This is a genomic window from Qipengyuania sp. SM2512, assembly GCF_054954005.1.
In genome coordinates, this window is sequence record NZ_CM143134.1 from 2531559 (window position 1) to 2546142 (window position 14584).

10 protein-coding genes are annotated in these 14584 nt (G+C 65.4%); 8 read left to right on the top strand and 2 right to left on the bottom strand.

What is annotated here, in order from left to right; genetic code table 11:
- The first annotated feature begins 30 nt into the window (after positions 1 to 30).
- The 6 genes from ACQ5J0_RS12655 (at position 31) to ACQ5J0_RS12680 (ending at position 9388) form a co-directional block, all read left to right on the top strand.
- A complete protein-coding gene (locus ACQ5J0_RS12655; protein ID WP_462567862.1) occupies positions 31 to 1425 on the top strand; it encodes a helix-turn-helix domain-containing protein in 1395 nt (464 codons plus the stop codon).
- A 295-nt stretch (positions 1426 to 1720) separates the two neighbouring features.
- The gene (locus tag ACQ5J0_RS12660) at positions 1721 to 3106 is read left to right on the top strand and encodes a TIGR03013 family XrtA/PEP-CTERM system glycosyltransferase (protein ID WP_462567863.1); all 1386 of its coding nucleotides are present in this window, start codon (positions 1721 to 1723) and stop codon (positions 3104 to 3106) included.
- A gap of 4 nt (positions 3107 to 3110) precedes the next feature.
- A complete protein-coding gene (prsK, locus tag ACQ5J0_RS12665) occupies positions 3111 to 5252 on the top strand; it encodes an XrtA/PEP-CTERM system histidine kinase PrsK (RefSeq protein WP_462567864.1) in 2142 nt (713 codons plus the stop codon).
- Positions 5252 to 6619 carry a PEP-CTERM-box response regulator transcription factor gene (prsR, locus tag ACQ5J0_RS12670; protein WP_462570116.1) on the top strand — a complete coding sequence of 456 codons (1368 nt, stop codon included), beginning with the start codon at positions 5252 to 5254 and terminating at the stop codon, positions 6617 to 6619. Before prsK ends, prsR begins: the two co-directional genes overlap by 1 nt.
- Positions 6603 to 8369: a tetratricopeptide repeat protein gene (locus tag ACQ5J0_RS12675; protein WP_462567865.1), complete on the top strand. Its 1767-nt coding sequence runs from the start codon at positions 6603 to 6605 to the stop codon at positions 8367 to 8369. Before prsR ends, ACQ5J0_RS12675 begins: the two co-directional genes overlap by 17 nt.
- 56 nt (positions 8370 to 8425) lie before the next feature.
- Positions 8426 to 9388, top strand: coding sequence for a bile acid:sodium symporter family protein (locus tag ACQ5J0_RS12680; protein ID WP_462567866.1), 963 nt, complete (start codon positions 8426 to 8428; stop codon positions 9386 to 9388).
- Here ACQ5J0_RS12680 and ACQ5J0_RS12685 read toward each other — a convergent pair.
- Positions 9385 to 10446 (bottom strand): DUF475 domain-containing protein, encoded by a 1062-nt coding sequence (locus ACQ5J0_RS12685; protein WP_462567867.1) that lies wholly within the window; start codon positions 10444 to 10446, stop codon positions 9385 to 9387. The two genes, ACQ5J0_RS12680 and ACQ5J0_RS12685, sit on opposite strands and share 4 nt — an antisense overlap.
- A gap of 14 nt (positions 10447 to 10460) precedes the next feature.
- Positions 10461 to 11333: a 3-methyl-2-oxobutanoate hydroxymethyltransferase gene (gene panB, locus ACQ5J0_RS12690; RefSeq protein WP_462567868.1), complete on the bottom strand. Its 873-nt coding sequence runs from the start codon at positions 11331 to 11333 to the stop codon at positions 10461 to 10463.
- Between the two features lie 124 nt (positions 11334 to 11457).
- Between panB and ACQ5J0_RS12695 the strand changes: the two genes are divergently transcribed.
- Both ACQ5J0_RS12695 and ACQ5J0_RS12700 read left to right on the top strand, forming a co-directional pair.
- The gene (locus tag ACQ5J0_RS12695) at positions 11458 to 12888 is read left to right on the top strand and encodes a sodium-dependent transporter (protein ID WP_462567869.1); all 1431 of its coding nucleotides are present in this window, start codon (positions 11458 to 11460) and stop codon (positions 12886 to 12888) included.
- 97 nt (positions 12889 to 12985) lie between these two features.
- A complete protein-coding gene (locus tag ACQ5J0_RS12700; RefSeq protein WP_462567870.1) occupies positions 12986 to 14563 on the top strand; it encodes an amino acid permease in 1578 nt (525 codons plus the stop codon).
- The last annotated feature ends 21 nt before the right edge of the window (positions 14564 to 14584 follow it).

Here is a 14584-nt window from a genome sequence, read left to right on the forward strand (position 1 = left end):
GGTGTAATGTTGTAAAGGAAATTACAGAATTTGGCTGATTCATCCGTCTTCGCCGGACCGGCGCTGCGCCGCATCCGTCGCCGCGAGGGCCTGACCCAGGCCGCGACCGCCGCGCGCCTCTCCATCTCGCCCAGCTATCTCAATCTGATGGAGCGCAACCAGCGGCCGGTCAGCGCGCGGGTGATGATGCGTCTGGTCGAGGAATTCGACTTCGACCCGAGGACCTTGCGCGAAGACGCGACGATCGGCGGGCTCGACGGTCTGGCGCGCCGCTTCGCCGACGAGCGCTTCGCCGATCTCGCCATCGACCGGGAGGAGGTGGACGAGTTCCTGTCTTCGGCTCCGCAGGCCGCCGCCGCCTTCGCCCGGCTCTACGACCGCGCCGGGGAAGCAAGCGTCCCCGGCACCGATCCTATCGTCTCGTCGCGCCGCGAGATCGAGCGCTGGCGCAATCATTTCGGCGATCTCGACCGGGCGGCGGAAGAGCTGTCGGACGAAATGCGATTGTCGCGCGGCGATCTGTGGGTCGCGCTGACCGAGCGCTTGCGCGAGCGCCATCAGTTCGCGGTGCGCCTGCTGCCACGCGAGATCATGCCCGGCGCGGTCCGCCGGCTCGATCTCCACGCCCGGCAGGTGCAATTGTCCGAGATGCTGCCCCCGGAATCGCGCGTGTTCCAGCTGGCCGTGCAACTCGCGCAGCTCGAGCAGCGCGAGGCCATCGATACCATCGCGCAGGGCGCACGCTTCGACGACGAAACGGCGCGCGAGCTGTTTCTCTACCATCTCACCGGCTATTTCGCCGCTGCGCTGATTATGCCCTACGGCCGCTTCCTGCGCGCCTGCGACGCCACCGATTACGATCTGCCCGTCCTCCAGCGGCGTTTCGGGGTGAGTTTCGAACAGCTCGCCCATCGCCTCACCACGCTGCAGCGCGTGGGGCAGCGCGGACTGCCCTTCTTCATGGTCCGCCTCGACCGTGCGGGGCAATTTTCGAAGCGGATCGTCGGCGCGAGCGGTGCCGAGCTGATCGAGGCCGAGCACAGCTGTCCGCTCTGGATCGCGCACAAGGCTTTCGAACGCTCGGGCGATCTGCTCGTCCAGACGGTCAACTCGCAGGGCGACGGCAACAAGACAGATATCTGGTTCACCATCGGGCGCACCGTCGAGGGGACCGGAACGGGGAGCGCGGCGCGGTTTGCAGTGCTGCTCGGGCTCGACGCTTCGCTGGCGGGTTCGCTGGCGCAGGCACGCGGTGTTTCGCTGCGGCGGGAAGATGCCGTGCCGATCGGACCGGGCTGTCGCCGTTGCCATATTGCCGGGTGCGAGCAGCGCTCCCTGCCGCCGATCGGCCGGCGCTTGCGCTTCGATCCGGTGACGCGCGGGACGACTCCGTTCGACTTCGCGGATCAAGCCGCCAATATTTAACAATTGTAAGCGCGCGCGCCGTCATCATCGACGAGAAGCGCGGCGGCGGTTCGGGCTGGATTGGCGACGCGGCCCAGCGGACCGGCGAAGCCGTGACCGATGCGGTGGATGGCGGGTTGCGAGACCCTGCGCTCAGGGTCGTTTCTCGGGGATTCTCTCCCAGAGTGATGATGTCGGGATAATTGACGCTTTACCGAGGCCGCCTCCGTTCTTCGCTCCGGGCCTGTAAAATTTACCGACAGTTCATTTGTCCAAGCTATAGCTGCTTGGCAATGAGCGATCGGGCCGGCAACGCATGATCAGAATGTTCAAACACTACATACCCCACGCCGTCATGGTGTTGGGAGCGGTCGATGTGCTGCTGTTGCTGCTGGCGGGTGAAGCGGCATGGCAATTTCGTGTCTGGCAGATCGACACCGACGCCGGACCGGTGCTGGAGCGCTTCCCCGAGATCCTCGCCTTTGCTCTGGTGGTCAATCTGGCGATGATCGCGGTGGGCAGTTACGGGCCCGATGCGCTGCGCTCGCTGCGTTTCGCGACCGCACGGCTATTGGTCGCCGTGAGCCTTGGCGTGCTGGGGATTTCGCTGCTCGACTTTCTCATCCCGGGGAATATGTTCTGGCGCTCGGTGTTGCTCTACGCGATGATCCTCGCGATCGCGCTGCTGATCGCCAATCGCGTCATTCTGGGTCCTACACTCGGAACCTCGACGTTCCGCCGCAGGGTGCTCGTTCTCGGCGCCGGTTCGCGCGCTCAGCGGCTGCGCGAGCTTTCGACCAAATCGGGCAGCAGTTTCGATGTCGTCGCCTGCGTCGCGATGGACGAAGGCCCGTTGGCAGTCGCGGACGCCGTACCGCGCGACACGATTGGCGATCTGGGCCGCTATGTCGAACGCGTCGGTGCCATCGAAGTGATCGTGGCGTTGCAGGAGCGGCGCAATTCGCTCCCTCTCAAGGACCTGCTCCGGGTCAAAACGCGCGGGGTCCACGTCAACGACTTCAGCAGCTTCCTCGAGCGCGAAACGGGCCGCGTGGATCTCGACACGCTCAACCCCAGCTGGCTGATATTCTCCGACGGCTTCTCCGCGGGTCGCACTGTTTCCGGGGCCGGGAAGCGTGCTTTCGATCTCATCGTTAGCCTCCTGCTTCTGTTGGTTACGTTCCCGATCATCGCGCTGTTCGCGCTGCTCGTCAAAATGGAGAGCAAGGGTCCGGCATTCTTCCGTCAGACCCGGGTGGGGCTGTACGGTGAGCCATTCGCGGTGATCAAACTGCGGTCGATGGCTCGAGATGCCGAGAAGGACGGCGCGCAATGGGCGACCGAGAACGACCCGCGCATCACCCGCATCGGCCGCTTTATTCGCAAGGTGCGGATCGACGAACTGCCGCAACTCTGGACCGTGCTGAAGGGCGAGATGAGCTTCGTCGGGCCGCGTCCCGAAGTGCCGCAATTCGTCGCGGATCTCGACGAGCATCTGCCCTATTATGCCGAGCGGCATATGGTGAAGCCGGGCATTACCGGTTGGGCGCAGATCAATTATCCCTATGGCGCTTCGATCGAGGATTCGCGCCACAAGCTCGAATACGATCTCTATTACGCCAAGAATTATACGCCCTTCCTGGACATTCTGATTCTCCTGCAGACCTTCCGCGTGGTCCTCTGGCCCGAGGGCGCGCGCTAGGGCCATGGAGCAGATCCTGACCTTCGTCGCCTTCGGCATCGCCGCGCTGGGCTGCGTATTTGCGGCCGCTTGGATCGCGCGCAGCGGGCGGCGCGATCGCTCGGACCGCGCGGCAACGCTGGTCGCGCTCTCGGTGACTGCTTTGTGGTGCCTGGCCGTCGCGGCCCTCGGAGCCGACCGCGCGGTTTCCCACTTTGCCGAAACCGCGCGCGACCTTGCCTGGACGATCGTCCTGTTCCGCCTGTTTGCCAATGATGGCCGCGATGCGAGTCTGCAACTGGTGCGCCCCGTTATCGGTGCGCTCATCTTCGTTCAGCTGCTTCAAGGCGTGGTCATCGTCATTGGCACCGATGGCGGAGCCGGGCGGGAAGCGTCGCGAACTGCATTCGAGACCCTGGCGCTGTTCCACATCCTCGTCGCGGTGGGCGCGCTGGTCTTGCTGCACAATCTCTACGCCGGTGCCGCCGACATGTCGCGCCGGTTGCTGGCGTGGAGCGCGGGCGCGCTCACGCTGTTCTGGGGCTTCGAGCTCAACTATCACACTGTCGCCTATCTTGGTGGCGGGGCGCTGGCCGAACTGAGCGGATTGCGCGGGCTGGTCATGGCCGGAATGGCTTGCGGCGTCGCGGTCGGTTTCGCCCGCTCGGGCCGGGGGCTGACCTTCCGCCCTTCGCGCGCGGTCACTTTCCAACTGCTCTCACTGGTGCTGATCGGCGGCTATTTTGCCACCATGGTACTCCTGTCGGGCTGGGCGGCGCGTTTCTCGGGAGATCTGGGACGGATCACCCAGGTCGGATTTCTGCTGGCCGCAGCGGCTTTCACCGTCCTGTGGCTTCCGTCTCCGCGGTTCCGCGACTGGCTGCGGGTGATGGCGACCAAGCATCTGTTCAAGCACCGCTACGACTATCGTTCCGAATGGATCCGTTTTACCCATACGATCGGCCGTCGCGCGCCGGGGGAGGGCAGCCTTCCGGAGCGCGCAGTCCAGTCGCTCGCCGACATCACCGATAGTCCCTGCGGGTTGCTGCTGGTCCCGGACGAAGACGGCATCCTCACCCTCGGCGCGCGCTGGCGCTGGCCGCAGATCGAAGTTCCCGCGCCGGCCATGCCGCTGGAACTCGCGCGACTGCTTGAGCGTGAAGCGCTGATCGTCGATCTCGACGAAAGCCGCAGAGGGCTCTCCCATCACGGGGAGGCCGAATTGGTCCCGGCCTGGCTGCTCGATGAAATCCAGGGCTGGGCTGCGGTCCCGCTGAACCACCATGATCGGCTCGTCGGCGTTGTCATACTCGGACGACCGCCGGTCCACCGCGGGCTCGACTGGGAGGATTTCGATCTCCTCGGTGTCGCGGGCAAGCAGGTGGCAAGCTATCTGGCCGAACAGGCCGGCCAGGAAGCGTTGGAGGAAGCGCGCCGGTTCGACGAGTTCAACCGGCGGATGGCCTTCGTGATGCACGACATCAAGAATCTGTCGAGCCAGATGGCGCTGCTGCTGACCAATGCCGAGAAGCATGCGGACAACCCTGAATTCCGCAAGGACATGCTGATTACGCTGCGCAACAGTTCGGACAAGCTCAACGCCCTGCTCGCCCGGCTCGGGCGCTATGGCGGCGTTGATAGTGGGCGGCGCGAGCGGGTCGACCTAGCGGAACTCGCAAGAATGCTCGCGAACCGCTTTTCCCGCCACCATCCGGTCCATTTTTCCGGCGTCGGTCGCACCCTCGTGCTCGCCGATCGCGAGTGTCTCGAACAGGCCGTGGTTCACCTCGTCCAGAATGCTATCGATGCCAGCAACGAGAACGCACCCGTCCATATCGAAGTCCGCAACGAAGGCTTGCGCGGCGCCATTGTGGTCGCCGATACGGGTCGCGGAATGAGCGCCCAATTCGTTCGCAACGAGCTGTTCAAGCCCTTCGTCTCGACCAAGGAAGGCGGCTTCGGGATCGGTGCGCATGAAGCACGGGTGATGATCCGGGCGATGGGCGGACGGCTCGACGTCGAATCGCGCGAAGGCTTCGGGAGCCGCTTTTCGATCAGCCTGCCGACCGATGCCGCAGAAAAGCTGTTCGCTACGCGGTCGGGCACACAGCCGACTGGCGCGACCGGGCCCGACGAAGCGCAAGCCAGAAAGAACGAGGTCGCATGATGGCGAACGCCAAGCCCAAGCTTCTGGTGGTGGAGGACGACGAGGGTCTGCAGGCGCAGCTCAAATGGGCCTATGACGGTTTCGACGTGCTGATCGCCGGCGACCGGGAATCCGCGCTGACCGCTTTGCGTGCTGAAGCACCGGCAGTGGTGACGCTCGATCTCGGTCTGCCGCCCGACCCCGACGGGACCAGCGAGGGTTTCGCGGTGCTCGACGCCATCATGGCGCTGAAACCCGATACGAAGGTGATCGTCGCCTCGGGCCATGGTGCACGCGACAGCGCGTTGCAGGCGATTCAGCGCGGCGCCTATGACTTCTACCAGAAGCCGATCGATATCGAGGCGCTGGGGCTGATCGTCGACCGGGCGCTGCAACTGCATGAGATCGAGGACGAGAACCGGCGCCTGGCCGATCGCGTGGGCGAAGACCGCACCGTTCTGGGGACCATGATCACCGCCGCGCCCGAGATGCTCAAGGTCTCGCGGATGATCGAACGCGTCGCGGGGACCAGCGTGTCGGTGATGCTGCTGGGCGCGAGCGGAACCGGCAAGGAACTGCTTGCGCGCGGGCTCCACGATGCGAGCGAACGCCGCGACGCGCCCTTCGTGGCGATCAATTGCGCGGCAATCCCGGAAAACCTGCTCGAGAGCGAGCTGTTCGGCCACGAGAAGGGCGCCTTCACCGGAGCGGTCAAGACGACCGAGGGCAAGATCGAGCTCGCCCATGGCGGAACGCTGTTTCTCGACGAGGTCGGCGACATCCCGCTGCAATTGCAGGTCAAGCTGCTGCGCTTCCTGCAGGAACGCACCATCGAGCGGATCGGTGGGCGCAAACCCATTCCGGTCGACACGCGGATCGTCTGCGCGACGCATCAGGATCTCGAGACGATGATCGGCGAGGCGAGTTTCCGCGAGGATCTGTTCTATCGTCTGGCGGAGATCGTGGTGAAGATCCCGACCCTGTCCGAGCGCGCCGGGGACTCCGTGCTGCTCGCCAAGGCCTTCCTGACCCGCCATGCGAAGGAAATGAACCCGCAGGTGCAGGGCTTCACCCCCGATGCGCTGGCGGCGATCGACGGCTGGGCCTGGCCGGGCAATGTCCGCGAGCTCGAGAACAGGGTGAAACGCTCGGTCATCATGGCGGATGGCAAGCTGGTCACGCCGGAAGACCTCGACCTTGCCGACGCGCAGGATGAGGAGGGCGGTTTGCCGCTCAACCTCAAGAGCGCGCGCGAACGGTCCGACCGCAAAGTCATCCGCCAGGCACTGGCGCGCACCGACGGGAATATATCGAGCACCGCCAAGCTGCTCGGCATTAGTCGGCCCACGCTCTACGACCTGCTCAAGCAATATGACCTTCAGAGCTGACCTTCGGCGGATCGTGCTGGTCGCGGTGCTGCCCGGGCTGCTGGCTTCCTGTGGGCAGCCCGAAGAGCGGGCCTCGCCGTTCGAGACCGCGCAGGCGGCGTTGGCACGCGGCGATGGCCGTGCCGCCGAAGGCCGGTTGCGCGCCATGCTCGGGCAGGGCCATGCAGAAGCAGAGCTCGCCGCCTATCTCGGTCAGGCTGCCTTGCAACAAGACGATCTGGCCAAGGCGCGCCGTTGGCTGGAAGGAGACGCCTTCTCGGACGAGACCACCGGATTGGGCTTTCGCATGCTGGGCGAACTCGAAATGCGCGAAGGCCACCTTGCCGCGGCGGGGGCGGCGTACGACCGGGCTCTGAATGCCGATCCCGACAACGCCCAATTGTGGGCCGAGATCGGCCGCCTGCGCTATCGCGGCGGCGAGCAATTGCAGGCGATCGAAGCCGCGGACCGCGCGCTTGCGATCGATCCGGGCAACCCGGTCGGCTTGCGCTTTCGCGCACAGCTGGTCCGCGATTCCGATGGACCGCGGCCTGCCCTGAAGTGGTTGCGTACCGCGCTGGAGGCGGCACCCGACGATGTCGGATTGCTGACAGACTATGCCGCGACGTTGGGAGATGCGGGGGAGGCGGGAGCTGCCCTCGCCGCCTTGCGCCGCGCGAGCGAACTGTCGCCGAACGCGCCGCGGATCGTCTATCTCAGCGCCGTTATTGCCGCCCGCGGCCGCGAATTCGATCTTGCCCGTTCATTGTTGCAGCGCGTGCCGAAGGCGGAGGCGGAAACACCCGCGGCTTTGCTGCTGAGCGGCATACTCGATCTCGAACTGGGCAATCACGCGAGCGCCGCGCTGACCTTTGACCGGCTTTCGCAGCTCCAGCCCGACAATCGGCGCGCCGTCCGTCTGCTCGCCAGGTCGCTGATGCTGAGTGGGGGCGAGCGTGAGCTGGTCGCGCGCCTAGCCGAGCGGGCCTCGGAGCGGCGCGCGTCCCCTTACCTTAAAACGGTGGTGGGGAGAGCGCTGGAAACGCTCGACCGGCGCGAGGAAGCGGCGGCGTTCCTCGACGCTGCCGCGCGCCCTTCAGCGCTGGCTGTTTCCCCCCTTCCAAGCCGAACCCTGCCCGATGCCCTGCGATTCGATCAGATCGACAGCGGCCCCGATCTGCGCGACTTCGTGCGCGCGCACCTCGGCAACGGTCAGACCGGAAGAGCGATGGTCGAAGCCGGGAATTTTGCGCGTGAGCATGCAGGATCGGGTGACGCCCAGAGCCTGCTCGGCGACGCCTTGCTCGTCCGTGGCGAGATCGACCGGGCCATTCAGGCCTATTCGCGGGCGGCGCAGGTGCGGCGGGATTGGCCGCTCACCCAGCGGTTGATTGCCGCCTATGCGATGAAGGGCGATTCCGATGCGGTCGGCGAGGTCCTCGAACGCTACCTCTCGGGCGGCGGGAACGAAGCATCGGCTGCCGGCCTCTATGGCGGATGGCTGGCCTCGCGCGGGCAATTCGCGTTGGCAGCGGGGATGCTCGACAGCGCCATTGCCCACGGCGCGCGCAGCGATCCGGCGGTGCTGGCCCTGCGCAGTGAGGTGGCGGTGCAGCTTGGTGCTATCGCGGAGGCCCGCCAGTTCGCGTGGCGCGCCTACAAATTGCAGCCGCTCTTTCCGCCGGCGATCCGTGCCCTTGCGCGGGTGAGCGAGGACGCGGCGTTGGTGAACCGGCTCGAACGCAAGCTCGCCGCGGTGACTGCCCGCTAGCGAAGCGAGTTTCTCTACCCTCGACAGCGGCGAATTGGCGGGGCAGGGCCCGGATCATGGCGCTGCGCACCGTCCTGACCGATCCGATGCTGCGCATGCTTGCCGCCGCGGTGCTGCTTGCAGCGATCGTCCCGGTGGGCGGCGATGCCCGGCCTGTCGCCGATCTGCTCGTGAGCGCCGGCGTCTTCGTGCTGTTCCTGCTCAACGGCATGCGCATTGCGCGAAGCGAAATCCGCGCCGGTCTGCGCAACTGGCGGTTCCTGTTGCCCCTGCTGCTGTGGGTCTTCGGCGCGATGGCGCTGGCCGGGCTGGCGCTCGCGAGCGCGGGGCAAGGGCTCGTGCCGCCGCTGATCGCTATCGGTTTTCTTTATCTGGGCTCGCTGCCCTCAACCGTCCAGTCGGCCACTTCCTACAGCGCGCTCGCCGGGGGCAATCTCGGACTATCGGTGATCAGCGCAGCGCTGCTCAACATCGCCGGAATCTTCGTGACCGTACCGGTGTTCTTCTTGCTCGGCGGAACGGGGAGCGAAGCGCCGCTGGGGTGGGAGACCGCAGAGCGGATCATGCTGATACTGTTGCTGCCCTTCGTTCTCGGTCAACTCGTCCAGGGCTGGACGAAAGACTTCATCTCGCAGCATGGCAGACACATCGTGTGGATCGACCGGAGCGTCATAGCGCTGGCGGTGTATGTCGCCTTCTCGGGCGCTGTCGAGCAGGGCATCTGGCGGAAGGTCGATCCCGGCGCGTGGGCCTGGCTTTGCGGGATGGTCGCCCTCTTCCTGCTGTTCGGCCATGCCGGCTCATGGTTCGTCGGCGGGGCGCTTGGCCTGCCGCGCCGCGACCGGATATCCTTTCTGTTCGCCGGTACGCAAAAGAGCACCGCGGTGGGCGTGCCGCTTGCGGCAATCCTCTTTCCGCTGGAGGTGGCGGGATTTCTAGTGGTGCCGCTGATGCTCTACCACCTGTTCCAGCTGGTGGCGGCGGCGCCGGTTGCCGGCGTACTCGGACGGTCGGACTAAGTCGTTGCCTCGAGCGTACCGTGGCGCTTGTTCCAGCGTACCGACCACCACAGCGAGATACCGATCAGCGTTGCACCGATCAGCCCCGTAATGGCCTCGGGAATATGCACCACAACCGACGCGAGCATGATGCCCCCCAGAGCGATGATCGCCCAGAACGCGCCGTGCTCGAGGAAGCGATAGGCCGCCAGCGTGCCCTTTCGCACCAGATGGATCGTCATTGAACGCACGAACATCGCGCCGATCGACAGCCCCAGTGCGATGACCACCATATTGTTGGACAGGGCGAAGGCACCGATCACGCCATCGAAGCTGAAAGAGGCATCGAGTACTTCGAGATAGAGAAAGCCGCCGAGACCCGAGCGCATCACCACACCGCTCGCGCGCTTGGCTTGCTCGCGCATGTCGAGAAAGGTGCCGAGCGCATCGACTGTGATAAAGGTGACGACCCCCAGCAGACCGGCGGTGAGGAAGGTCAGCGATTCCTCAGCGGGCAGGAGCGTGGATATCCCCCACATCACCAGCAGCAACATGCCGATCTCGACTGCGGGCAGGGCCGAGACGCGAGTCAGCTTTTCTTCGACCACTGCGATCCAGTGGACTTCCTTGTCGGCGTCGAAAAAGAACTTCAGCCCGACCATGGTCAGAAAGGCGCCGCCGAAGCCGGCGATCCCGACATGTGCGCCCGAGACGATCCGCTCGTATTCCTGCGGATTGTTCAGCGACAGGTCGATCGCCGCCAGCGGTCCGAGCCCGGCAGCGATCGCCACGATCGCGAGCGGAAAGATGATCCGCGTGCCGAACACTGCGATCGCGATGCCCCAGACCAGGAAGCGCTGTTGCCAGACCTCGCTCATGTCCTTCAGAACCGTGGCATTGACGACCGCATTGTCGAAACTGAGCGAGACTTCGAGGATGGAGAGGATCACCACGATCCACAGCAATCCGAGCGTACCGACCAGCGTGCCGGTGCTCGCGAAGCCGTACCACACCGCCAGCCCGAGACAGATCAGGGTGAAGACGAGCGAGAATTTGTAGAATTGCAGGAGCGTGGACACGCGCGGGTGATCCTTCAGGATTTGGGCTGGTAGGTCTGATCTTCGCCGGGGAAGCTGCGGTTACGCACTTCCTCGGCATAGGTCGCGGCGGTCCGTTCGATCAGCGCGGCGATATCCTCGTATTTCTTAACGAAGCGCGGCACGCGCTCGAACATGCCCAGCATGTCCTCCGTGACCAGCACCTGCCCGTCGCAGCGTGCGGAGGCGCCGATCCCGATGGTGGGGGCGGACACCGCCTCGGTGGCGGCGATGGCGATGCTCTCGACCACGCCCTCGATCACGATGGCGAACGCACCGGCCGCGTCGAGCGCCCGGGCGTCGCCGACGATTTTTTCGGCTTCGGCATCGCTGCGGCCCCTTGCGGCATATCCGCCCAGCACATTGACGGCCTGCGGGGTCAGCCCGACATGGCCCATCACCGGGATGCCGCGCTGCGACAGGAAGGCGACCGTTTCGGCCATCGCCTCGCCGCCTTCGAGCTTCACCGCCGCCGCGCCGCTCTGCTTGAGCAGCTGCGCCGCGCTGTCGAAGGCCTGTTCCGGCGAGCGTTCGTAGCTGCCGAAGGGCATGTCGACCACGACCACCGCGTGATAGCTTCCGCGCACAACCGCGGCGGCATGGTTCGCCATCATCTCCATCGTCACGGGGATGGTGGAGGGCAGGCCGTAGATCACCTGGCCCAGCGAATCGCCCACCAGCAGCAGGTCGCAATGCGCATCGAGCAATTGCGCCTGGCGCGCGGTGTAGGCGGTCAGCATTACCAGCGGCTCGCCGGTCACGCCGTCGGTCTTGCGCGCCCGGAGTTTGGGCACGGTGAGCCGCTTCATCGGCGCGGGCGTTGGGGTGGCGCGACTGGTCGAAGTGTCGATCTGGAAAGTCGTGGACATGGCCAAAGCGCCTAGCGCCCTGTGAACGCAAAGGCAAAGCGCCCTCGACGCAGAAGCGAAAACATTGCAGATGGGCCCGGGCGCACGCGCCGGACCGCAGGCGCGCGATGGAGAGGTTTGAATAATGGTCGCGACAACGACAAGCACGAGCGAAGGTTGGTCCTCGCGCTGGGCATTCATTCTGGCGGCGATCGGCGCGGCAGTCGGGCTCGGCAATATCTGGCGCTTCCCGACGCTGGCGGGCGAGAGCGGCGGCGGCGCCTTCGTGATCTTCTACATCGGCTGCGTGTTCCTGATCGGCCTGCCGCTCATCCTTTCCGAAATCTTCATCGGTCGCGCCGGTCAGACCGATGCGGTCGGTTCGATCAAGCGCGTCGCGGCACAGTCCAACGCCTCGACCAATTGGTCGATCTTCGGCGCCATCGGAGCGACCGCTGCCTTTCTCATCCTGTCCTTCTATTCGGTCGTCGCGGGCTGGGTGCTCTACTACGCCGGCGTGATGGGCGGCGACCTGCTGCAGGCGATCGGCGCGGGCGAACCGTTCCGCGGCGCACTCGAAGGGGAAAACCAGGCGCAGGTGCAGCAACGGCTTACCGACATGTTCGCCAATCCCGGGCTGCTGCTCGCGATGCATCTCGCCTTCATGGGGGCCACGCTCTTCATCGTCGCGCGCGGCGTTCACGCCGGGATCGAAAAGGCGGCGGTGTATCTGATGCCGATGTTTTTTGCGCTGCTGATCGGGCTTGTGTTCTACGGCGCTATCGAAGGCGACATGGGCGATGCCTTTACCTTCCTGTTCACCCCCGACTGGTCGAAGCTGACCCCGCAGGTGATGAATGCCGCGCTGGGTCAGGCGCTGTTCTCGCTCTCGCTGGGTGTCGCCGGACTGATCACCTACGGCTCCTACATCAAGGAAGGCAGCGGGCTGGGCTCGACCTCGGCGCTGATCGCCTTTGCCGATATCGGGGTGGCGCTACTGGCGGGTCTGATGATCTTCCCGATCGTCTTCGCGGTCGGGCTCGACCCCGCCGCGGGGCCGACGCTGGTGTTCCAGACGCTGCCCTTTGCCTTCCAGACCATGCCCGCCGGCGCGCTGTTCGGCTTTCTGTTCTTTGTCCTGATCCTCGTCGCGGCGGTGACCAGCTCGATCTCGCTGCTCGAGGTCCCAACCGCCTGGGGCATCGGCGAGCGCGGCTGGAGCCGGGCTAAATCGGCTACGATCTTCGGAGGCGGTGCCTTCGTGATCGGCATCTTGTGCCTGCTGGGCTACAACGTCCTGTCCGAGGTCCGCCCGCTCGGGTTCTGGTCGCTGTTCGAGAACACCGACATCCTCGATACGATCGATGGCTTCACCGGCAAGGTGATGCTGCCGCTGGGCGCTCTGCTGACCTCGCTGTTCGTGGGTTGGAAGGCCGATCGCACGTTGGTGCGCAGCGTCACCGGCCTGGGTCCGCTGGCTTTCGGCGTGTGGCGGTTTCTGATCGCCTGGCTGTGCCCGATCGCGGTCGCCGGCATCCTGATGACCGGCCTTTTCCCCGGGCTTTTGCCCGACTGATCTTTTCAGTTGCCGGTCCCGTAAAACGGGCTAAATCACGGCATTGCAGGTTGGCAGGGCGGAAGCGTTCCGCTGCGGGCCTGGGGGTCTCCGGCCAATGCTTCTGGACAGGGTAAAGCCGCTCGACGCGATTCTCGCGACGGCGAGGAAGAAAGCACTCAAACGCACTCTCGGACCGATCCAGCTGATGCTGTTCGGGATCGGCTGCATCATCGGCACCGGCATTTTCGTGCTGACCGCGGCCGGAGCGCAAAAGGCCGGACCCGGCCTGATGCTCGCCTTCGTGATCGCGGGGCTGGTCTGCATCGTCGCGGCGCTCTGCTATGCCGAGATCGCCTCGATGATCCCGGTCGCGGGATCCGCCTACACCTATTCCTACGCCACCATGGGCGAAATGCTTGCCTGGACGGTGGGCTGGGCGCTGATCCTCGAATACGCGATCGCCGCCTCGGCGGTCTCGGTCGGGTGGTCGGGCTATTTCGCCGGGACGATCCTCAACGAATTCCTCGGGATCGAACTGCCGCAATGGCTGGCGGCCGGTCCGCTGGCACTGGGCGGCGAACCGGGCGGCTTCATCAATCTGCCGGCGATGGTGATCGCGCTGCTGGTCACCTGGCTGCTGATGGTGGGCACCAACGAAAGCGCGCGGGTCAATGCGGTGCTGGTCCTGATCAAGGTGACCGCGCTCACCGTCTTCATCGCGCTGACTTTCACCAGCCCGCAGTTCGACCCCGATCTGTTCAATCCCTTCCTGCCTGCGGGCGTGTTCGGCGGCTTCGGATCCGGGGTCGGCGCGGTGGGCGCGGCAGCGACGATCTTCTTCGCCTATGTCGGTTTCGATGCGGTCTCGACCGCGGCGGAGGAAACCAAGAATCCGCAGCGCAACGTGCCCATCGGTCTGGTCGGCTCGCTGCTGTTCTGCACCCTGTTTTATATTCTCGTCGCCGCCGGTGCGATCGGGACGATCGGCGGGCAGCCGATCATGGGTCCGGGCGGGATTCCCTTTCCTGCCGGCTCCGAACAGCTCGCGCTGCAATGCGCGATGCCCCAGCACGCCGCGGCGCTGGTCTGTTCGGACGAAGCACTGGCGCATGTGTTGCGCCAGATCGGCTTCTCGGGGATCGGCAACATGCTCGGGATCGCGGCGTTCTTCGCGCTGCCCTCGGTCATCCTGGTGCTGCTGTTCGCGCAGACCCGCATCTTCTTCGTTATGAGCCGCGACGGCCTGCTGCCCGAGGGGCTCTCCAAGGTCCATCCCAAGTGGAACACGCCCTATGTGGTGACCGCCATCACCGGGGTGATCGTCGCCTTCGGCGCGGCGTTCTTCCCGGTGGGCCAGCTGGCCGACATCGCCAATGCCGGCACGCTCTATGCCTTCCTGATGGTGGCGGTGGCGGTGATGCTGCTGCGCCGGAGCGATCCGGAACGCAAACGCAGCTTCCGCACCCCGGCGTTGTGGCTGGTCGGCCCGGCGACGATCGGCGGCTGCGCCTTCCTGTTCCTCAACCTGCCGACAGAGGCGATGCTGGTGCTGCCGATCTGGTCGGCGATCGGGCTGGTGGTCTATTTCGCCTACAGCCGTCGGCACAGCCATCTTGGGCGCGGGATCGTCGAGGTGCACGAGCCCGAATATGCCGATGTCGAACCCGGCATCCCCGGCGTCGATCACCCCTGAGGGGCGTAAGCCGAACGGGAA